This is a genomic window from Pseudomonas sp. NPDC077451, from assembly GCF_044543345.1.
Lineage (GTDB): Bacteria > Pseudomonadota > Gammaproteobacteria > Pseudomonadales > Pseudomonadaceae > Stutzerimonas.
In genome coordinates this window covers 1-21,646 of the sequence record NZ_JBITVX010000003.1, presented here as the reverse complement: position 1 = coordinate 21,646, position 21,646 = coordinate 1, and the positions used below count along the sequence as shown (strand labels likewise).

The window sequence follows — 21,646 nt, the reverse complement described above, 5'->3', positions numbered from 1 at the left end:
AGTGGCTTTGCTTTTACCTTTTTGCCCGGACCTACCGATGGCTCAACGGCTACGCAACATTTCCCGCGGGAAGTACTTGCCCAGTTCATGCTTGGCGATCGAAGCGCGGTGTACCTCGTCCGGGCCGTCCGCCAGACGCAGGGTGCGCTGCATGGCCCACCAGTGGGCCAGCGGGAAGTCTTCGGACACACCGGCACCACCGTGAATCTGAATAGCGCGGTCGATCACCTTCAGCGCAACGTTTGGCGCCACAACCTTGATCTGCGCAATCTCGCTCGCCGCGATCTTGTTGCCCACCGTGTCCATCATGTACGCGGCATTGAGCGTCAGCAGGCGCGCCATGTTGATCTCGATGCGGCACTCAGCGATGTGGTCAAGGTTGGCACCCAGTCGCGCCAGCGGCTTGCCGAACGCCGTGCGGTTCACCGAGCGCTCGCACATCAGCTTCAATGCGCGCTCGGCTACACCGACGGAGCGCATGCAGTGGTGAATACGGCCCGGGCCGAGGCGGCCCTGAGCAATCTCGAAGCCTCGGCCCTCACCCAGCAGCACGTTCTCGTATGGCACGCGAACATTTTCCAGCAGCACTTCGGCGTGGCCGTGCGGGGCATCGTCGTAGCCGAACACCGGCAGCGGACGCAGCACTTTCAGACCCGGCGCATCCATCGGCACGAGGATCATCGAGTGCTGCTGATGGCGCGGTGCGTCCGGGTTGGTCAGTCCCATGAAGATCATCACCTTGCAACGCGGGTCGCAGGCACCTGAGGTCCACCACTTGCGACCATTGATGACCCATTCGTCACCCTCGCGAACAGCGCGGGCTTCCATATTAGTGGCGTCGGACGAAGCCACGCCTGGCTCGGTCATGCCGAAGGCCGAACGGATCTCGCCGCGCAGCAACGGCTCCAGCCACTGCTTCTTGTGCGCTTCGCTGCCGTAGCGAACCAGCACCTCCATGTTGCCGGTGTCCGGCGCCGAGCAGTTGAATGCCTCCGGGCCAAGGCCCGAGCTGCCCATGATTTCTGCCAGCGGCGCGTATTCGGTGTTGGTCAGGCCGGCGCCCAGCTCGGAATCTGGCAGAAACAGGTTCCATAGACCCTCGGCTTTTGCCTTGGCCTTAAGCTCCTCGACGATGGCGGTCGGTTGCCAGCGGTCACCCTCTGCAACCTGCTGATAGAAGACCTTTTCGGCGGGATAGACGTGAGCATCCATGAACGCTTGCACGCGCTCTCTCAGCTCTTGAACCTTCGGGGAGTAGGCGAAATCCATGGGCGACAACCTTCTGGCAGGTAATGTTTTGTAGTTTTGAATGCTAGAGGAGGCCTGGTGATTTATCTAAGCTATTTTCCTCGTGTATAAACATTCATCACCGATATATGATCGGCGAATTCCGATACACGCCGGAGAGCACAACAATGAACCTGAACAAGGTCGATCTGAATCTTTTCATCGTCTTCGACGCGATCTACACCGAAGCGAACCTGACCCGCGCCGGGCAGATCGTCGGCATCACCCAGCCGGCCGTTTCGAACGCACTGGCCCGCCTGCGGGAAACCTTCAACGACCCGCTATTTGTGCGCACCGCGCAAGGCATGGTGCCGACGCCGATGGCGCAGAACATCATCGGCCCTGTGCGCAATGCGCTGCAGCTTCTTCGGGTATCGGTGCAGGAAAGCCGCACCTTCAATCCGCTGCAGGCAAACAAGACCTTTCGAATCAGCATGACCGACCTAACCGAGGCCGTGGTGCTGCCGCCGCTGTTCCAGCGCCTGCGTCGACTGGCGCCAAACGTGAAAATCGAAAGCATGCTCGCCAAACGCCGCGAAACCACGAAGGAATTGGCGGCCGGACGCCTGGATTTCGCCATGGACGCACCGTTGAATACCGATCCGCAGGTGCGCCACGTCAAGCTGCTGGAGGACCGCTACGTCTGTGCCATGCGCCGCGGACACCCACTGGCTAAGGACAAGCTCAGCGTCGAGGAATACCTCTCGTTGTCGCATATCCATATTTCCAGCCGTCGCAGCGGGCTGGGCATGGTTGACCTGGCACTCGGCAAGATGGGCCAACAGCGCAAAATCGCCTTGCGCTCGCAGCACTACATGATGGCCACCCAGGTGATTCAGCAGACTGATATGGCAGTGACGGTTCCTGAGCGTTTCGCCCGGCGTCATGACCTGTATCAGGTGCCACTGCCGGTGGATATCCCACCGTTGGAGACACACATCTACTGGCACGAGAGCACCGATCAGGACCCGGCCAACCGCTGGATGCGCGAACAAATGATTGAGATCGCTCAGCAGGTTACGGCGGCGCAGCAGGCCGACTGATTTGCCCGCTTAAATGCCAGATCGGCCGGCACGTGCAATGCGTGCCGGTTTGACTCATGCGCTTTCGCGCATCACCACTTCAAAACCTACATCGATACGCCGCTGCGGTGGCGACTCGCCGCGCATCAGGCTCAGCAACATTTGCCCAGCCAGCTTGCCAATCTCGCCGCGAATGGTACGGACCGTGGTCAGCGCCGGGTGCATCCAGGCCGCGGCCGGCAAGTCGTTGAACCCGGCAACCGCCAGCCGCTCCGGCACGGCCAAGTTCAGCTGGCGAGCACGAAACAGTGCGCCCAACGCCAAGTCATCGTTGTTGAAGAAAATTGCATCGATTTCTGGATGCTGCGCCAGTAACCGATCGAGCAACTCGGCGCCCAGCCCGATGGACGAAACCTGCGGTGTGAGCAGTTCAAGTGCGGCATCGTAACGCGAGGCCTCGCGCATGACCTGCCGATAGCCTTCGGCACGTTGCAGGGTTCGGGGGTCAAGCTGCGCAGCCGCAAAGGCAATGTTGCGGTAGCCGCGCTCGAGCAGCTTGCGGGTCATGGCCGCACCGGCTTCAAGCTGGGAAAAACCGACGCAGTACTCCTCGTCGGCTTCGCTCAGCTCCATCAGCGTCACAATCGGACTGGTGTAGCTGCCGAGCACTTCGCGCGCGGCGTCGCTGCGCTCGAAACCGGTGACCAGCAGCCCCGCCGGTTGATGCGCGAGGTAGGCACGCAACAGGCGTTCGTCTTCCTCGGGATGGTAATGGCTGACGCCGATCATCAGCTCGTAACCCGCCGGCATTAGCACACGCTGAATGGCTTCGACGGTATCGACGAACACGGCGTTCGACAGCGACGGAATGATCACCGCGACAAGATTCGAACGTGCGCTCGCCAGGTTTCGCGCTGCCGTATGCGGGACGTAACCCAAGGTTTTGACCGCAGCCATCACCCGCTCGCGCAAGGCGTCCGACACCCGTTCGGGTTGCGACAGCGCACGCGAGGCGGACATCAGCGAACAACCGGCAGTGCGAGCCACATCGGATAATGTGGCCCGCTCCAGCGAACGGCGACGGCGAGAGCTCATAGCGGGATCCAGCAGCGAGGGGGCGGAGATTCTATACGGGAAGGCGCCCCTAAGCAGGTCACGCGAACGCTATCGCTCGCTGGGTTTTACATGGCCTGCATGGGGCGCGTCCGATTACTTCGGGGCTTTCTCGACCGCTGCCTGTACTTCGTTGAACAGAGGCTCGCCAACCGTATCGATCACGGTCTGGATGGCCGGTTTAGCCTGTTCCCGCATGCGCTGGATCTCTTCCGGGCTGACCTTGTTCACCTCCATACCCTGCTCCTTGATCTTGGCCAGGGCCTCGCGGGCTTCGGCGCGAGTGTCCTCACGTTCGAAATCACGCGCCGTCTGCGCCGCCTTCATGATGATGTCCTGTTCGGTTTTCGACAGGCCATCCCACCAGCGCTTGGATGCCGTGACGATCCAGGGGCTGTACACGTGGTTGGTCACGCTCAGGTACTTCTGTACCTCGTAGAACTTGGACGAGAGGATGGTGTTATAGGGGTTTTCCTGGCCGTCGACTGCCTTGGTTTCCAGTGCCGTGAACAGCTCGGAGAACGGCAGCGGGACAGCGTTGGCGCCCATCAGCTTGAAGGTATCGATGAACACAGGGTTTGGCATCACGCGCAACTTGATGCCGTCGAAGTCTTCCAGCTTCTCGACAGGACGCACGTTGTTGGTCAGGTTACGGAAGCCGTTTTCCCAATACGCCAAGCCAACGAGGCCCTTTTCTTCCAGCGCATCCATGACCTTCTGACCGACCGGGCCATCCAGCACGTGATCGGCCTGCTTCTCGCTCTCGAACAGGAACGGCGTGTCCCAGACCGCCATTTCTTCGGCAACACCGACCAGAGTAGCCGTCGAACCAACCATCATTTCCTGAGCGCCGCCCATCAATGCGTTCTGCATCTGATCATCAGAACCCAGGCTGGCAGAACCGAAAGTACGAACCTTGAGCTTGCCATCGGACGCCTTGGCGATCTCCTCGGCCAGCAGCTTCGCGGCGCGCCCCTGATTGCTGTCTTCGTTGAGCCCGTAGCCGAAGCGAATCATCCGTGGCCGGATATCGTCGGCTGCCTGAGCGGTCACTGCGGTGATAGCGCTGCTAAGCGTAGTGGCGGCCAGGGCCGCGATGAGAAATCGTTTCATGTTCACTTACCTTTTGTTGTTGTGGATGAAGGGTGAAGCTCAAGCCTCGGTCACCGTAGCCATTCCAACGGCACGGTGATAATCGACGGCACTGCAATCAACAGGACCACGATGGCCAGATAGATGAGGAAGAACGGGATGACACCGCGCACCAGCGTTTCCATGCGCAGCCGCCCTATTCCGCCGACAACGTTGAGTACCGTGCCAACGGGTGGCGTGATCAGCCCGATCGAGCCGATCAGCACGAACATTACGCCGAAGTACACCGGGTTGATTCCGGCCTTCACTGCAATCGGCGCCAACACCGGCCCGAGAATCAGGATGGTCGGGGTCAGGTCGAGCACCATGCCGATAGCGATCATCAACACCATAATGGCGACCATCAGCAGCTTGGGATCTTCCGCCAGCGGGCCGAGCATCGAAGCGATCTCGTCCGGCAGCTGAGCTAGCGTAATCATGTAGGCGGAGACGATCGCAGCAGCGCAAAGGAACATGACCGACGCCGTGGTGCGGCTGGCGCGGGTCAACACCTCGACCACACCGTTCCAGCTCAGTTCGCGGTACAGCAGCGTTGACACCAGCAATGCATAGACCGCCGCCACCACGGCGGCCTCGGTCGGCGTGAACAGACCGAAACGCAAGCCACCCACGATGATCACCGGCAGCATCAGCGCAGCCGCGCCATCGACCAGCGCCTTGCGGCGTTCAGCTCCGCTGGCTTTTTCCTGTGGGGGTTCATCGATCCGGCGGGCGATCATCGTCCAGGCCACCACCAGTCCTACGCCCATGATCAGGCCCGGCACCATACCGGCAAGGAACAGCTGACTGATGGAGGTGTTGGTGACAACGCCGTAGATCACGAACGGCATCGACGGCGGAATGATCGGCGCGATGATGCCGCCGGCGGCCACCAAGCCCGAAGACGAGCTCAGCGGGTAACCGCGCTCACGCATCATTGGGAGCAACAGTGTCGCCAGCGCGGCGGTATCGGCAAGGGCTGAGCCGGACATGCTTGCCAGCAGGACCGACGCCGCAATCGCCACATAGCCAAGGCCCCCGCGCTTATGGCCGAAGTAGGCCTGCGCCATGTTGATGATCCGGCGCGAGATGCCGCCCGCATTCATCAACTCGCCAGCCAGAATGAAGAACGGCACAGCCAACAGCGGAAAGCTGTCGGCACCGGCCTGAAGGTTCTGCGCCAGCAGCTGCACATCCCAGAAATCCAGGTACCACATCAGCACCGCGCCGGTAAGAATCAGCGCGAAGGCAATCGGCATACCGAAGGCCATGAAGCCAAACAATGACGATAAGAAGACGACGACAGTCATGTACGGACCTCGGGTGGGCGCATGCCCTTGTTGTTATCGGGGATCAATCGGCCGTTACGTTGGCTTCGGCGATGGGTAACGGCGGCTGTCGACGCCAGACATTCACCAGCTGGATCAGCGCAAGGACAGCGAGTGCGACCATGCTGGCCGCGACCGGAACCATGGCCACGGCCAGCGGATACCCCACCACCGGGCTGTTGATGGTCCAGCCGAACTGCATCTGATTCCATCCGCCCATTGCGGCCAACGCACTGGCCACTGCGACCATGATCCAGCTGACCGAGTCCACCAGCCGGCGGAGCAGATGCGGAAACCGGTCACGAATCATGCTGAAGGCCATCAGCTCGCCTCGGCGCATGCTCGAAGCCACACCGACGAACACCAGCCAAACGAAGGCCAGCCTCGACAGCTCTTCTGCGCCCGTCCAACCAGTACCGAAGGCATAGCGCAAGACCACACTGCTGAACACCACGATGACCATGAAGGCCAGCAGCGCTGCCATCAGCCAATCCGTAATTCGATCGAAGCCCTGAGCAAATTTGCCGCCATAAATGGCGTGGGTAGTCAGCTCGGCGCCCTTGGGCTCGACGTCCAGACTATTCACCATGTTGGAAGGCTCGCTACTGCGCTGACCGCCGTGCTCGCCGCTGCGCTTGTTAGCGCTATCAAGCGGAGCCGCGGAAAGGTCTTCGTTGGCATTGATAGCCAAACCGCCGTCCTGATTCATCCAGCGGGTGATCTCGTTCAGGACCTGCTCTCGCGGCTGGCTGGCATCGACAACAAGCACGTGGGGCTCGCCTGCCGGCGACTCGAGCGTCGCGAACTGGCTGTCCACCAGCGAAATCGGCATGAAATGCCCGGCGCGCCCACCGACGCGCTGGATCGCCGTCTCGTAGTCGATGGACAGGTGCGCGAAGCACAAGCCAGGCACGGCGTCGCGCAACAGGTCGCGGTAACGGCGCTTCAGGGCAGAACAGGCGAGAACGAAGCCAACGTCGTCCTCGATGGCACGCTGCATTTCGATAACGAGCCTTTGCAGCCACTCGACCCGGTCGGCATCCGACAAAGGCGTGCCGGCACGCATGCGCGCAACATTTTCTTCGGGATGGAAATGATCGGCTTCGATGTGTCGAAAGCCCAAGGCATCGGCCACGGCATGGCTGGTTTCGGTCTTGCCCGAACCACTGACACCCATGACCACCAATGCGCGGCGATTTGCGGGAAATTCGCTGTGGGAGTGGTAATCCACTGTCGGTCTCCGGCGGCATCGTTGTGCCACATTATGTTTGTGGACCGAATGGTAGCGCTAACATACAGCAACCATAAACACCGTTCGTCGGGTTTGTTTGCAGATCAAAGGTCGATCCCATCCGATTCCCGCTTCGGTTTCCCGGGCTGGATGACTACAATCGCCGCCGCATCCGAGGAGATCCACAATGCCGAAAGCCATGGCCCGTCACATCCTGGTCAACACCGAAGCTGAAGCTGCGCAGCTGAAAAATCGCATCGCCAACGGCGAAGCCTTCGATGTGTTAGCGAGGAAGTTTTCGACTTGCCCGTCGGGCAAGAAAGGCGGTGATCTAGGCGAAGTTCGACCGGGGCAGATGGTGCGCAGCATCGATCAGGTGATTTTCAAAAAGCCGCTGCGTGAAGTGCATGGTCCAATCAAAAGCCAGTTCGGCTATCACCTCGTGCAGGTGTTCTACCGCGACTGAGACTTAATCGGCCCTACCGAAACGCTGCAACTGCATCTCGCGCAATCGGCTCAGCGCGCGGCGAAAGGCAAAGGACAGATAGCCCTCGGTGTAAAGTTCGTCCATGGCGACCTGGGCTTCGAGATACAGCGGCACCCCCCGGTCATAGCATTCATCCACCAGAGCGATGAATCGCCGGACACTATCATCGTGAGCAGCCAACTTGGGTAGCTCACGATCCCCCGCCTCCACCCGCACCGCACCATCCTCGGTTCCACGAGCGATGCGCCCTTCGCGCTGTTCGCTGCCCAACCGCGGCACGTCGCCAATCAGGATCGCCTGGTAGCGATCGCATAGCTCGATGAAATCCAGCGCCGAGAATGGCTGTGCGCACAGGTCTGCAAAGCGACACCAGAGGACGGAGTCGCTACTACACACAACTTGAAGCGGCCGGCGTCCGATGAGAACCGGCTCGGTCGTAGCAATCGCCCCGCCGTTCAACCTGTCGAAGACCGAACGTAGCACCCCGTCTTCGCGGGGATCACGGACCCAATAACGCTGCTCGCCCACACCTGGACGCAAGCGATGATCAGCACCACCGTCCACGTTTATTACCCGCATGTGGCGCTCGATCGCATCGATGGCAGGCAGGAAGCGCTCGCGGTTGAAACCATCAGCATAGAGCTGATGAGGTGGCTGGTTGGACGTCGCAACGATCACCACGCCCTGCTCGAACATCACCTGAAACAGCCGGCCCAGGATGATCGCATCGCCGATATCCGCTACGAACAGCTCGTCGAAACACAGCACCCGCACGTCTTCGCTCAGCTCCGTCGCCAACGCCTGTAGCGGATCTGACGTGCCGTTGAGCTGAAACAGACGAATGTGTACCCAGCGCATGAAGTGGTGAAAATGCTGACGCCTCGCCGGCACCTTGAGACTGCGATGGAACATGTCCATCAGCCATGTCTTGCCGCGCCCGACCGGGCCCCACAAATACACACCGCAGCGCAATTCACCGGCCACGTTGCCATGCAGCGTCTCATAGCAATGCTGCAGCTGTTCCACGGTGCGCAGCTGAGCTGCATCACTGACGTAGCCCTCACGGGCGATGGCTTGCCGATACAAGGCAAGCGGAGCGCTAGTGTTCATTTGAGCGGCCGTTCCGAAACAGGCTGCGATGGTACCGCAGACATGAGACACGTACCGCTCGTCGACCGCGAAACCTGTGTCATAAAGCTGTCGCAAGCAGCACATAACGTCACAGTTCCGTCGATTACCTATGGAGCTGCACCGTGACTGACGATAGTCAAAACATACTGTTCGGCAACGGCGATGAACTGCCGAGTAACCATTCCGCCAACCCTCACATCCAAGATGTCATTAACCAAGGCCGTCGCAAGGTCGTGGCGAGCGGAGCAGCGTTCGGTGCGCTTGCCTTTCTGGGCGGCTTGCCTTCGATAGCAGGAGCAGCCGAGCCGGCCAAGATCGGCAGTGGTCAGCCCTTCCAGCTTCGTAATCGCCTCCCCTTTGGTGCAGTGCCGGTAACCCGCGCTGACACCATCACCGTCCCAGCCGGTTTTTCCGCGAAGACGTTCATTCCGTGGGGCACGCCAATCTGCGGTAGCTACCCCGCCTTTCTGGAAGACGCCAGCAACAGCGCGGAAGACCAGGCTCAACAGACCGGCATGCATCACGACGGCATGCATTTCTTCCCGATGGACGCGCGCTTCAAGGGCCGTAAAAGTGATCACGGCCTGCTCGTACTGAATCACGAGTACATTGATGCCCCGCTGCTGCATCCCAACGGCCCAACGGTGGTCAATGGCAAACGCGTGGATGCCGATGAAGTGCGCAAGGAGATCAACGCGCACGGTGTTTCGGTCGTCGAGGTACGCCGTGGCCCTCAGGGAGACTGGTCGGTACTGCCATCCGCGCGCAACCGCCGCATAACCGGCGCGACACCGATGCATATCGAAGGCCCGGCTCGTGGCCATGAGCTGATGCAAACCCGCTACAGCCCGAGCGGTACGTCGACCCGCGGCACGCTGAACAACTGCGCGAATGGCTACACGCCATGGGGTACCTACCTGACGTGCGAAGAAAACTGGGCAGGCTATTTCGCAACGCGAGACGCTGAATTGCCTCGCCACCTGGAGCGCTACGGCCTTCGTTCGAGCGGGCGTTACGGCTGGGAGACCGTCCGCGGCGACGAATTCGAGCGTTTCGATGCGACCACGACAGCCGCAGATCCGCGAGCCGACTATCGTAACGAACCCAATACGTTTGGCTGGATTGTCGAAATCGACCCCTTCGACCCGGATTCCACTCCGATCAAGCACACTGCGCTGGGCCGCTTTGGCCACGAAGGCTTGGTGTTTGCACCTACCAAACCGGGCTGGCCGCTCGTCTGCTACTCCGGCGACGATTCGCAGAACGAATACATCTACAAGTACATCAGTCGCGACAAGTACCGCCCGCAGCGCAGCGACGGCCGGCTACTTGACGATGGCACTCTATATGTCGCGCGCTTCAACCCGGACGGCAGCGGCGACTGGCTAGCGTTGGATATCGAAGACGCGGCCTTCCAGCAGGCTTGCGCTGCAGCAAACGTCAGCTTTGCCGATCAGGGCGAAGTACTGATCAATACCCGTCTGGCAGCAGACATCGTTGGCGCGACCAAAATGGACCGCCCTGAGTGGGGCGCCGTTCATCCCGACACCGGTGAGGTGTATTTCACGCTCACCAACAACAGCTCGCGGGAGGAAGCCGACGCAGCCAACCCTCGCGCGCCGAACCCCACCGGGCACATCATCCGTTGGCGTGAGCTTGGCAAGAATCAGATTGGCACGCAGTTCCAGTGGGATCTGTACTTGCTCGCCGGGCCACAGAGTGACAGCCGAGATCCGCGCGGTCGGCCACTGACTGACGAAAACATCATGGCGAGCCCGGACGGGCTTTGGTTCGACGAGGAAGGACGACTCTGGATCCAGACCGACATGAGCGGAAGTCAGCTCAGAAGCGGCCCCTTCGGCAACAACCAGATGCTGATTTCGGACCCGAAGAGCGGCGAAACCAAGCGCTTCCTGGTCGGCCCCAAGGGAGCCGAAGTGACCGGTATCACCGCTACTCCGGACTTCCGCACGCTGTTTGTGAACATTCAGCACCCGGGGGAAGGATCAACGCCAACGGAATACACCAGCACCTGGCCCGACGGCCCTGGCCGCAGGCCGCGTTCGGCGACGGTGATCATCACGCGTGACGATGGCGGGCGTATTCTCTAGCCCAAGAGCGGCGTCCGGCTCCGCCCGGACGCCTACTCGGGTGTAGGTTTAGCGTCAGGGGTGATGAACAAGGCCCACGACGACATGAACAAGGCAGCAATCAGCGGCCCTATGACGAAGCCATTTAGGCCAAACAGGGCGAGACCGCCCAACGTCGAGATCAGCACCAGATAATCAGGCATCTTGGTGTCCTTACCCACCAGGACCGGCCTGAGGAAATTGTCTACCAAGCCAATCACCAGAATGCCGTAGAGCGTCAGTATCACGGCCTGGATGACCATGCCCTGTACCAGAAAGTAGATCGCAACCGGCGTCCATATCAGGCCGGCACCGATTGCGGGCAGCAAGGATAGAAACGCCATCAGCACGCCCCAGAGCAACGATGCCGGTATCCCAAGAATCGCAAAGATCACCCCGCCGAGAAATCCCTGAGTAGCTGCCACCACGATGTTGCCTTTGACAGTGGCGCGAACCACCCGGGTGAACTTGCTGAACAGCCTGCGTTTCTGGTTATCGCTTAGCGGCAGCGCGCGGCGGATTTTCACAACCAGCTCGCGCCCGTCCCGGATGAAGAAGAACAGCAAATACAGCATCACAAAAAAGCTGACGAGGAACTGAAAGGTGCCCTGTCCGAAACTGAACGCCTTGGTCGCAAGGTACTGGCTGCCCTGCAACGCGCCACTGGCAAGGCGTTCACGCATCTGATCCAGATTGCCAAAACCGAAGCGTTGCAGCTGCTGCTGCAGCGAGTCCGGCAGCAGGTTCTTCATCCCACCCACGAACTGGCCGACGTCAAGCTCACCACTTTCCATCTGTTGGTAGAGCGACGAACCTTCCTGGACCAGAAGACCGGTAATCAGAATCACTGGGAGCACCGCAACGATCAGGCAAACCAATAAAGTAATGATCGCTGTCAGGTTTCGCCGGTACCCCATATGGCGTTGCAATCGGCGTTGCAGCGGCGAAAAGATAATTGCCAGAATGACGGCCCAAAACACCGCCCCGTAGAACGGATAAAGTATCCAGCCGAAGGCAATGCTTACGACGAGCAACAGAGCAAGAAAGACTTTCTGCTCAAGGGTTGATTTCACGAATGCATCCTATCGCTGCGGTTGTATCCGTTAGTCAGCGATTGTCGTCAGGAGTGCTGATAGAGATGGAGTGAACGCGCCGTTGCAACAACGACGCGTGCGTCACCCGGGAAGCGTTAGAGCGTCATCGCGGCCATCCAGCCGAATGCAAGTAGCGGTAGATTGTAGTGCAGGAAGGTTGGCACCACGGTGTCCCAGATATGGTTGTGCTGGCCATCAGCATTCAACCCGGCGGTTGGGCCAAGGGTCGAGTCTGATGCTGGCGAGCCGGCATCTCCGAGCGCTCCAGCCGTGCCCACAAGACTGACGATCGCCAGCGGACTGAAGCCGAGCTCCAACCCGAGCGGAACGAAGATCGCTGCGATGATCGGTACTGTCGAGAAAGAGGAACCGATGCCGATGGTGACCAGCAACCCCACCAGTAGCATCAGCAGCGCGCCGACGGCCTTACTGTTACCAATCCAGGCTGCAGACGCATCGACAAGGGTTTTTACCTCGCCGGTCTCGCGCATCACTTCGGCAAATCCCGCTGCGGCAATCATGATGAAGCCAATCATGGCCATCATCTTCATGCCCTCGGTAAACAGGTCATCGGCCTCCTTCCAGCGCACCACGCCAGATACGGAAAACGTCACGAACCCGACCAGCGCACCGATGATCATCGAGTCCAACCACAGCTGAACAACAAAAGAGGCTGCGACCGCTAGCCCTGCAACCAACAAGGTCAGCGGGCTGTAGCTGACACTAATTGCCTTCGACTGGTCGACTTTGGTCAGGTCGTACGTTCGCGACTTGCGATAGCTGAACATGGCGATCAGCAGCCCGGTCAGCATGCCGATAGCTGGAATCAGCATGGCCTGGCTGACGTTGATTCCGGCGATGTCAGCACCGCTCTTGGCTACGTTCGCCAGCAGAATCTCATGCAGAAAGATGCTGCCGAAGCCCACCGGCAGGAACATGTAGGGTGTGACCAGACCGAACGCCAGTACGCAAGCAATCAGACGTCTGTCGATCTGCAGTTTGCTCAGCACGTAGAGCAACGGCGGCACCAGCAGCGGGATGAAGGCGATATGGATCGGCAGGATATTCTGCGACGACACAGCGACCGCCAGCAGCAGACCGATCATCAACCACTTCACGGCTCCAGCCGACTCCGATTCGCGTTTGCCTACCATGGCCAGCGCGCGATCAGCCAGCGCATGGGCCAACCCGCTCTTGCCGATCGCAACAGCGAACGCACCCAGCAAAGCGTAGGAAAGCGCTACCGTCGCGCCGCCACCCAGTCCCTTGTTGAACGCGGCGAGGGTCCCTTCCAGCCCCAATCCACCCAAAACGCCGCCAGCAAGAGCGCCCGCAATCAGCGCCACCACCACATGGACCCTGCACAGGCTAAGAATCAGCATGATGCCGACTGCCGCTACCACTGCATTCATTTCAACTCCCCGAAAGCGGCGAACGCCGATAAAAAGCCGGGCACTGTGCCCCAAGCTCAAGGGAGTGTCAAAAGCGCCGCGCAAGCAGTGGTGAAGTAGCACCTGGCAGGCTGCTGTCCAGCAACGACAGGAGAGTACAAAGCAGTAGAATGCCGCCTTTCGCCCTTATCCGGATGCACCAGTGGAAATATTCAAAGAGTTCACCTTCGAGTCCGCCCACCGCTTGCCCCACGTACCCGAGGGGCACAAGTGTGGCCGTTTGCACGGGCACTCGTTCCGAGTCGCGATTTATCTTGAGGGCGAGGTGAATGCCCAGACAGGCTGGATCCGCGATTTCAGCGAGATCAAGCAGATTTTCAACCCGATCTACGAACGGCTCGACCACCACTATCTGAACGATCTGCCGGGCCTCGACAACCCGACCAGCGAAAATCTCGCGATATGGATCTGGAACGAGCTGAAGCCGTTATTACCGGAGCTCTCGCGGATACGCATCCATGAAACCTGCACCAGTGGCTGCGAATACCGCGGCCAGTAAGCGCACGGCCTCGTCAGCGCTGTTTTGCCCGCTTCGCCGGGCAGGTAAATCAGTCAGCAAATGGCGCCTCGTTGGCAAACCAGCGTGACCTTCGCGTCCATGTCCACGTAGCGGGACCTGCCATGCAGGCCCCAGCCGCGCACCGATTGAAGACTAGCTTTCGAGGCTGGCAAGGCGCTTTAGAAACGACGCTTCGTCATCCACTTCAAGACCCAGTTCGTTGGCTTTTGCCAACTTAGACCCGGCGCCCGGCCCAGCCACCACGACACTTGTCTTCGCCGAGACTGAGCCGGAAACTTTTGCGCCCAAGGCTTCCAGCCTTGCCTTGGCGTCGTCCCGGCTCATGGTTTCCAGCGTGCCCGTCAGCACCCAAGTCTGGCCGGCCAGCGGCAAGCCCTCCGCGGCCTTTCTTTCGCTCTGCCAATGCATGCCGAATTCCTTCAGCTGGGCTTCGATGGCACGAGCGCGCACAGCATTTGCCGGGTCGTCGAAATAGTCGCGCAGTGCGCGGGCCGCCTTTTCGTTGAGCCGTTCAACCTGACGCAGGTCCAGCCAATCGGCTTCGATAATGTTTTGCAGACTGCCGAAACGATCGGCGAGACGTTGGGCGCCGGTGGCGGCAATAAAGGGGATATTCAGCTTGTCGAGCAATCCAGCGAGCGTCGCACAGGCGGCGAACTCAGGATGCACGTCGCCCTCCTCCTGCAACTGCACACCGCGCGTGCGCAACTGCGCAATGACGGACTGGTTATGATCATCGTTGAAGAAGCTGTGAATTTCATGTGCGACTTCCAGGCCGATATCCGGCAGATAGACCAGCACATCGGGCAATGCTCGACTGATGCGATCCAGCGACCCCAAGGCACGCGCCAGCAATTTTGCAGTGCCTTCGCCAACATCCGGGATACCCAGGGCAAAGACGAAGCGCGCCAGGGACGGCGTGCGGCTGGCGTCGATCGCCTTGAGCAGATTGCGGCTCGAAACCTCGGCGAAGCCCTCCAATGCCAAAACTTGGTCGAAGCTCAGGCAATAGAGATCAGCCGGCGAGCTGACCAGCCCTGCATCGACTAACTGCTCGACAATCTTGTCACCCAGGCCATCAATGTCCATGGCCCGGCGGGAGACGAAATGGATGATTGCCTGCTTGAGCTGAGCCTGACAGGCCAGGCGGCCAACGCAACGATAGATCGAACCTTCACTTACCGATTCCCGCCCCTTGCTACGCTTGATCAGCTGGGTGCGTTCGACGGCCGAGCCGCAAACTGGGCAATGCTCTGGCACATGCACGGCACGCGCACTGTCGGGCCGGCGCTCCGGAATGACCCCAAGGATCTGCGGAATGACATCACCGGCGCGACGCACGATCACCGTATCGCCGATCATGACGCCCAGCCGGGCGACCTCATCCATGTTGTGCAGTGTGGCATTGGATACCGTCACGCCGGCGACCTGTACCGGCTGCAGCCGTGCAACCGGGGTGATGGCGCCGGTGCGGCCGACCTGAAACTCCACATCGAGCAGTTCGGTCACTTCTTCTCGTGCTGGGAATTTGTGCGCGATCGCCCAACGTGGCTCGCGAGCACGAAAGCCCAGCTCGCGTTGCTGAGCCGTCGAGTTGACCTTGAACACCACGCCGTCGATTTCATAAGGCAGCGCGTCGCGCTTCGCCCCAATGGCCTGGTAGTAATCGCGGCACTGTTGCACGCCTTTGGCCAGCTTGAGCTCTCGGCTGATCGGCAAGCCCCAGCCCTTGAGCGCCTCGAGGATGCCGATATGGGTACCAGGCAAATCACCGTCGCTGCGGCCTACGCCATAGGCACAGAGCTCCAGAGGGCGGTTGGCGGTTATCTTCGAATCCAGCTGGCGCAGGCTGCCCGCAGCGGCGTTTCGCGGGTTGGCAAACGGCTTGTTTCCCGCCTCCAGCTGACGTGCGTTCAACGCCTCAAAGCCTGCCTTGGGCATGTAGATCTCGCCACGCACTTCCAACACCGCGGGCCAGCCGTCGCCATGGAGCTTCAGCGGAATATTGCGCACTGTGCGTACGTTTGCGCTGATGTCCTCCCCGGTGCTGCCATCCCCGCGAGTCGCACCTCGCACCAGCTTGCCGTTTTCGTAAAGCAGGCTTACGGCCAGACCGTCGAGCTTGGGCTCACAGCTGTATTCCAGCTCGACGCCACCGCCGAACAGGTCGCCTGAAGGTAGGTCCAGGCCTTCATGGGCTCGACGATCGAAGTCGATCAGGTCCTGTTCTTCGAATGCATTACCCAGGCTGAGCATTGGCATCTCATGGCGGACCTGGCCGAAGGCCGCCAACGCCGCGCCGCCGACGCGCTGGGTAGGCGAGTCCGGGCTGACCAGCTCAGGATGCTCGGCTTCGAGTGCTTTGAGTTCATTGAACAGGCGGTCATATTCAGCGTCAGGAACGCTGGGCTCGTCGAGCACGTAATACCGGTAGTTGTGGGCGTCGATTTCGCTGCGAAGTTCGGCAATGCGTTGTGCGGCGGTCTGGGCGGACGTCATGGTATGTGAGGCCATAGCTGCAGGCTGGACCGACGAGAAGCAGCGCGCCGGTCGACCTTAAGTTGATGTTCTGCGCAGGATTTTAGCCTGTTTGCGTGATGGCATGGAGCACCGGGCGGGAGGGGGTCGGAGGCGTGACCGCTATCTGCAGATCAGTTTGTCTTCGAAGACTACTTAGAGGCGAAATCAGAGTCATCGTTGGCCGGGATGGCTTCGGCCACCATCAGAGCTAACCTAAAAGGCTTCGGTGGGCTGAAGCCCACCCTACGAGGCTCGATGGGACCAGACGGATCAATACCCTAAAAAAACCGCTCCTGGGAGCGGTTTTCTGGATCAACGCTTAGCCGTCATCTGCCTGCGTTCGTAATCGACTATGCGCTGGCGATAGTGTTCGATGGTCTGCGCCGTCAGCACGCTGCGCTGATCATCCTTGAGTTCGCCGTTCAGCTCCTGCGACAACTTCCGAGCAGCGGCGACCATGACATCGAACGCCTGTTTCGGATGGCGCGGACCGGGCAGGCCGAGGAAGAAGCTCACGGCTGGCGTAGTGAAATGATCAATGTCGTCCAGATCGAAGGTTCCAGGCTTGACCGCATTAGCCATGGAGAACAGCACTTCACCGTTACCCGCCATGCTCTCGTGGCGATGGAAGATGTCCATCTCGCCAAAGCGCAAACCGCTTTCGAGAATGTTCTGCAGCAGAGCGGGACCACGGAAGCCATGCGAATCGCGGGATATCACATTGATGACCAGCACTTCCTCTACCGGAGGCAGGTCCTCATTGGGCTCGCTGAGTTTGTTTTCATCATCCGCTACCGGGTCAAGCAGCGTAGGGACCGGAGCATCATCGCTGGAAAAATGCAGGTCGCCTTGGCGTGGTTCTGCGGTGCGACGCTTACCGGTCTCACGTGCGCTCATCGGCGGAAGATCCGTTTCGTCCAGTGAGGGCTCGTTGTTTCGACTCACGACACGCGGCGGGCCCAACAATTCGTTCGACTCGTCTTCATCGGGAAGATTGCTCGTGATATTGCTGTCCAGCTTGAATTTCAACTTACCCTTGCTACCACGCATCCGCCGCCAGCCGTCAAAAAGAATGCCGGCGATGACAATGATGCCGATGACGATCAGCCACTCGCGCAGACCGATATCCATTAATGCTTGAACCCCTGAAATCGATGATAAAGACGCAGATTCACAGCCGCTGAACAGGCTCATCTGCGCATCGTAAAAATTGCGCTCTAAACTATCACGACGAACGGTAGATTTGCACCGCCCGGCGCGGCTCTTTTATTGGTCGACGAACACCTTCCACTGCGCTTCAAAGCGAGCGCCTCTCAAGCTTCCACGAGCGCCACCGCCTGCTCCACATCAACCGCGACCAGCCTTGAACAACCCGGCTCGTGCATGGTGACTCCCATCAGCTGGTCGGCCATTTCCATCGCGATCTTGTTGTGCGTGATGTAAATGAACTGCACCTTTTCCGACATCTCCTTGACCAGACGCGCATAGCGCCCGACGTTAGCGTCATCCAAAGGCGCATCCACTTCGTCCAGCATGCAGAACGGTGCCGGGTTGAGCTGAAAAATCGCAAACACCAATGCCAGCGCGGTCAGTGCCTTCTCACCGCCTGACAACAGGTGGATGGTGCTGTTCTTCTTCCCGGGTGGTCGCGCCATGATCGCCACCCCGGTATCGAGTAAATCTTCCCCGGTAAGTTCCAGATAAGCGTTGCCGCCACCGAAAACCTTTGGGAAAAGCGCCTGTAGACCACTGTTGATCTGATCAAACGTTTCCTTGAAGCGATTTCGCGTTTCCTTGTCGATCTTGCGAATGACGTTTTCCAGCGTATCCAGCGCCTCGGCAAGGTCGGCGTTCTGTGCGTCGAGGTAGCGTTTACGTTCCGATTGCTGCTGATATTCATCGATCGCCGCGAGGTTGATCGGCCCGAGGCGCTGGATGCGGGCACCCAGACGCTCGAGTTCGACTTCCCACTCGGCCTCGCCGGCCTCGACGGGCAGCGTCGCCAGTACGCCATGCAGATCGAAGCCCTCCTCATGCAACTGGTCCTGCACCGTCTTACGCCGAACGCTAAGGGCCTGCCAGTCCATCCGCTGCTGCTCCAGCTGGCCACGCAGCAACTGCGCCTGCTGCTCGGCCTGGGTCCGGCGCTTCTCGGCATCTCGCAATTCGCGATCAGCGTCTTCGAGGGCCAAGCGTGCCAGCCTGAGCTCGTCTTCAACGCCCATGCGCCGCTCCAGCAGCTCCTCGAGTTTCATGCGCAGCTCTTCGAGTGGCGCCTCGCCCTCCTCCAGATTAAGACTCAGTTGTTCACGACGCTCGACGGCGCGCTCGAATTGCTGCTCAAGACGCTCAAGCGCTTGGCGGATCGAATCATGCTGGGCTCTTAGCGAACCGATTCGGACAGCCAGTTGATGTGCGTGATCCTTGTGCTGCCGCGCTTCCTGGCGAACCCGGTCCAACTGCTCGCGAATGCCGTCACGGCTTGCCAACAGCGACTCGCGCTGATCGGTATCGGCGGCCATTGCGTCGAGCGCATCTTGCAGATGCAGGCGCGACTCGCCCAGTTGCTCGGTTTCCAACACGCGCTGCTCGGAAAGCACGACAAGCTCTTCGTCCAGCCGGCGGCAACGCAAGCTCAACTGTTCCAGCCTGGCCTGGCTGGCCGACAGGCGAGCGTTCAATTCGCCTTGCTGACGAGACAGATCCTGATGCTGACGGCGCTGCTGCTCCCGGCGCTCCTCCTGTTCGCGTTGTGCCTCGCGCAGCTGGCCGAGTTGCTCCGTCAACTGCTCAAGGTTCGCCTCGCACTCATCACGTTCGGCCTGCAAACGCGCCAGTTCCTGGCTGCGCGCCAGCACTCCGGACTCGGCCTCTCCAGCCCGTCTAATTCTTAGAAAATGTCGACCAACCCAATAGCCATCACGACTGATCAGACTGTCGCCATCACCGAGTGAGCCACGTGCAGCCAACGCTTGATCGAGGTCGTCCACAGTGCGCACCCGGCCGAGCCAAGGCGAGAGGTCCATGGCGGACTCGACTTTATCCAACAGACTTCCGCTGATCACGCCGGCACGCTGCGTGGCGCTGACCAGACGCAGATCGCCCTGCTCGAAGCCGTTCAGGTCCAATTCGTCAAAGCTGTCCAGCAGCACCGCTTGCAGATCTGCGCCCAGCACGGTCTCGACCGCCAGCTCCCAACCCGGCTCTACGCGAAGCCCTTCGGCCAGACGCGGTCGCTGGTCGAGCCCTCGCTCATGCAGCCAATCGGAAACACCTTTCCCCGGGTCCATGGCAGCCTGCTGCAAGGCCTCAAGCGAAGCGATGCGGCCACCCATACGCTGCAACTGGCCTAGCGCTTCCTGCTCGGTGCGACTCGCCTGCTGCAGTTGTTTGCGGAGCAGCTCAAGCTGTTGCTCGGTTTGTTCTTGCGCCGCAGATAGCTCTTCCAGACTCAGCTCGTCAATGGCCAGCTGCTCACTTATCTCGGCCACCGCGGCGTCCTCTGGATCGCTGGCGAGCGAGGCGCGCTCGTCCTCAAGGCGCCGCTGACGTTCTGCCAAGCGCTCTAGGCTTTGTTCCAGTTGCTGGATGCGCGACTGCTGGACTTCCGCCGCCCGGCGCGGCTCGGCGCTCTGCTGGTTGAACCGCTCCCACTGTTCCTGCCAAACCTGCATTGCCGCCTCGGCTTCTTCGAGCTGGGCGGCAGATTCTTCGGCCGTCGCGCCTGCGATTTCCTGCTCCGGCTCAAGCATGGCCAACTCTTCGCCAAGCGTGGCACGCAGGGTGCGGTCATGCCCCAGGTGGGATTCAGTTTCCAGCCGGGCTCGCTCGGCTTCGCGCAGATCGTCTTGCAGCTGACGCAAGCGCTGTTGGCCATGCTGAATGCTCTGCTCGACCCGGGCGATATCCCCGCCGACGGAATAGAAGCGGCCCTGGACCAGATTGAAGCGCTCCGACAGGTCATGGTGGCCGTCGCGCAAGCGCTCGATGCTGGCGTCGGCGTTGCGCTGTTCGGCTATCAACGCCTCGAAACTGACCTCCTGATCGCCGATCACTTGCTCGCGTTGGCCGACCTGTTCATTCAAAGCCTGCCAGCGCAACGCCGACAGCTGGGCCTTCAGCTGGCGCTCCTCGGCTTTGTACTCCTGATATTTTTCCGCCGACTGCGCCTGACGATGCAAGCGCTCCAGCTGACGTTCCAGCTCTTCCCGCAGATCGGTCAGGCGAGCCAGGTTTTCATGAGTGCGGCGGATGCGAGTTTCGGTTTCGCGGCGGCGCTCCTTGTATTTGGAGATGCCGGCCGCCTCTTCGATGAAGTTACGCAGGTCTTCCGGCTTGGCCTCGATCAGCTTGGAGATCATGCCTTGCTCGATGATCGAATAGCTGCGTGGCCCCAGACCGGTACCCAGAAAGATGTCGGTGATGTCGCGCCGACGACATTTCACCCCGTTGAGAAAATAAGTGTTCTGAGCGTCACGCGTGACCCGCCGGCGGATAGAGATTTCTGTGAACGCCGCGTATTCGCCCAGCAACGTACCGTCCGAGTTATCGAAGATCAGTTCGATGCTGGCCTGGGTCACTGGCTTGCGGGTGTTCGAGCCGTTGAAGATGACATCGGTCATCGACTCGCCGCGCAGGTTCTTCGCCGAGCTTTCACCCATCACCCAGCGCACGGCATCGATGATGTTGGACTTTCCGCAACCATTGGGGCCGACCACCGCCGCCATGTTGCTGGGGAAGCTGACCGTGGTGGGATCGACGAAGGACTTGAAGCCGGCAAGCTTGATGCTTTTCAGACGCATGGAGGCCTATCCGTGGCAGTCAGCGTAGGGATGAACAAGCAGAGTCGCCGTGAACATCGGAAGGAGTCCTGAAGTCGAGTGGATGCTGGCATAAAGCCGCGGAGTCTATCACGCTGCTTTTACCGCATCCTGCGCAGCAGTGCAGCTATCTCGAGCCTACCGCCAGGACGTAGGGTGGGCTTCAGCCCACCAACAATGAAGGATAAGGCGGCCTGAAGCGAAGCGTTGCTCGACCCAGCCTTACAGCCATCTCAACTGCGGGTCGGCAGAAATGGGTGATGGGCCACGGTGGATGAGAAAAGCGTCATCCACCCTTGTATCTCGACTACCACGCTATGTTGGGGTGATAGTTCCCGACTGATCATCGGGGGAAGGTCAGGAAGCCGTATCCACCCTTAGG

15 protein-coding genes are annotated in these 21,646 nt (G+C 60.1%); 4 read left to right on the top strand and 11 right to left on the bottom strand.

The window, feature by feature from the left end; translation table 11 throughout:
- Positions 1-42: 42 nt before the first annotated feature.
- Positions 43-1,269, bottom strand: coding sequence for an acyl-CoA dehydrogenase (locus ACIGHL_RS06715; RefSeq protein ID WP_045427675.1), 1,227 nt, complete (start codon positions 1,267-1,269; stop codon positions 43-45).
- Between the two features lie 146 nt (positions 1,270-1,415).
- On the opposite strand from ACIGHL_RS06715, the gene ACIGHL_RS06710 reads away from it, so the two are divergent.
- On the top strand, positions 1,416-2,330 hold the full coding sequence (locus ACIGHL_RS06710; RefSeq protein WP_019339258.1) for a LysR family transcriptional regulator: 915 nt from the start codon (positions 1,416-1,418) through the stop codon (positions 2,328-2,330).
- 54 nt (positions 2,331-2,384) lie between these two features.
- Here ACIGHL_RS06710 and gntR read toward each other — a convergent pair whose 3' ends face one another.
- The 4 genes from gntR to ACIGHL_RS06690 form a co-directional block, all read right to left on the bottom strand.
- Positions 2,385-3,404, bottom strand: coding sequence for an HTH-type transcriptional regulator GntR (gene gntR / locus ACIGHL_RS06705; RefSeq protein WP_128121362.1), 1,020 nt, complete (start codon positions 3,402-3,404; stop codon positions 2,385-2,387).
- 114 nt (positions 3,405-3,518) lie between these two features.
- On the bottom strand, positions 3,519-4,535 hold the full coding sequence (locus ACIGHL_RS06700) for a TRAP transporter substrate-binding protein (protein ID WP_045427681.1): 1,017 nt from the start codon (positions 4,533-4,535) through the stop codon (positions 3,519-3,521).
- A 50-nt stretch (positions 4,536-4,585) separates the two neighbouring features.
- Positions 4,586-5,863: a TRAP transporter large permease gene (locus ACIGHL_RS06695; RefSeq protein ID WP_128121363.1), complete on the bottom strand. Its 1,278-nt coding sequence runs from the start codon at positions 5,861-5,863 to the stop codon at positions 4,586-4,588.
- 43 nt (positions 5,864-5,906) lie between these two features.
- On the bottom strand, positions 5,907-7,058 hold the full coding sequence (locus ACIGHL_RS06690; protein WP_128121374.1) for a gluconokinase, GntK/IdnK-type: 1,152 nt from the start codon (positions 7,056-7,058) through the stop codon (positions 5,907-5,909).
- A 241-nt stretch (positions 7,059-7,299) separates the two neighbouring features.
- Here ACIGHL_RS06690 and ACIGHL_RS06685 point away from each other — a divergent pair, with 241 nt between their 5' ends.
- Positions 7,300-7,578 carry a peptidylprolyl isomerase gene (locus ACIGHL_RS06685; RefSeq protein ID WP_128121364.1) on the top strand — a complete coding sequence of 93 codons (279 nt, stop codon included), beginning with the start codon at positions 7,300-7,302 and terminating at the stop codon, positions 7,576-7,578.
- Positions 7,579-7,581: 3 nt separating this feature from the next.
- On the opposite strand, the gene zapE is transcribed toward ACIGHL_RS06685, so the two are convergent.
- Positions 7,582-8,709 carry a cell division protein ZapE gene (gene zapE, locus ACIGHL_RS06680; protein WP_128121365.1) on the bottom strand — a complete coding sequence of 376 codons (1,128 nt, stop codon included), beginning with the start codon at positions 8,707-8,709 and terminating at the stop codon, positions 7,582-7,584.
- A 143-nt stretch (positions 8,710-8,852) separates the two neighbouring features.
- Here zapE and ACIGHL_RS06675 point away from each other — a divergent pair, with 143 nt between their 5' ends.
- Complete coding sequence (locus ACIGHL_RS06675; RefSeq protein WP_128121366.1) at positions 8,853-10,841, top strand: PhoX family protein; 1,989 nt, start codon at positions 8,853-8,855, stop codon at positions 10,839-10,841.
- Positions 10,842-10,873: 32 nt separating this feature from the next.
- Here the strand turns inward: ACIGHL_RS06675 and ACIGHL_RS06670 are convergent, their stop codons facing one another.
- Together ACIGHL_RS06670 and ACIGHL_RS06665 are read right to left on the bottom strand one after the other, a co-directional pair.
- Positions 10,874-11,932: an AI-2E family transporter gene (locus tag ACIGHL_RS06670; protein WP_128121367.1), complete on the bottom strand. Its 1,059-nt coding sequence runs from the start codon at positions 11,930-11,932 to the stop codon at positions 10,874-10,876.
- A 116-nt stretch (positions 11,933-12,048) separates the two neighbouring features.
- Positions 12,049-13,365, bottom strand: a complete 1,317-nt coding sequence (locus tag ACIGHL_RS06665) for a Na+/H+ antiporter family protein (RefSeq protein ID WP_128121368.1) — start codon at positions 13,363-13,365, stop codon at positions 12,049-12,051.
- A gap of 181 nt (positions 13,366-13,546) precedes the next feature.
- On the opposite strand from ACIGHL_RS06665, the gene queD reads away from it, so the two are divergent.
- The gene (gene queD / locus ACIGHL_RS06660) at positions 13,547-13,903 is read left to right on the top strand and encodes a 6-carboxytetrahydropterin synthase QueD (protein WP_127839145.1); all 357 of its coding nucleotides are present in this window, start codon (positions 13,547-13,549) and stop codon (positions 13,901-13,903) included.
- Positions 13,904-14,056: 153 nt separating this feature from the next.
- On the opposite strand, the gene ligA is transcribed toward queD, so the two are convergent.
- The 3 genes from ligA to smc all read right to left on the bottom strand — a co-directional run bounded on the left by ligA (position 14,057) and on the right by smc (position 21,246).
- Complete coding sequence (gene ligA / locus ACIGHL_RS06655) at positions 14,057-16,423, bottom strand: NAD-dependent DNA ligase LigA (RefSeq protein ID WP_128121369.1); 2,367 nt, start codon at positions 16,421-16,423, stop codon at positions 14,057-14,059.
- 333 nt (positions 16,424-16,756) lie between these two features.
- On the bottom strand, positions 16,757-17,575 hold the full coding sequence (gene zipA / locus ACIGHL_RS06650) for a cell division protein ZipA (RefSeq protein ID WP_128121370.1): 819 nt from the start codon (positions 17,573-17,575) through the stop codon (positions 16,757-16,759).
- 182 nt (positions 17,576-17,757) lie between these two features.
- The gene (gene smc, locus ACIGHL_RS06645; protein ID WP_216706841.1) at positions 17,758-21,246 is read right to left on the bottom strand and encodes a chromosome segregation protein SMC; all 3,489 of its coding nucleotides are present in this window, start codon (positions 21,244-21,246) and stop codon (positions 17,758-17,760) included.
- Positions 21,247-21,646: the final 400 nt, after the last annotated feature.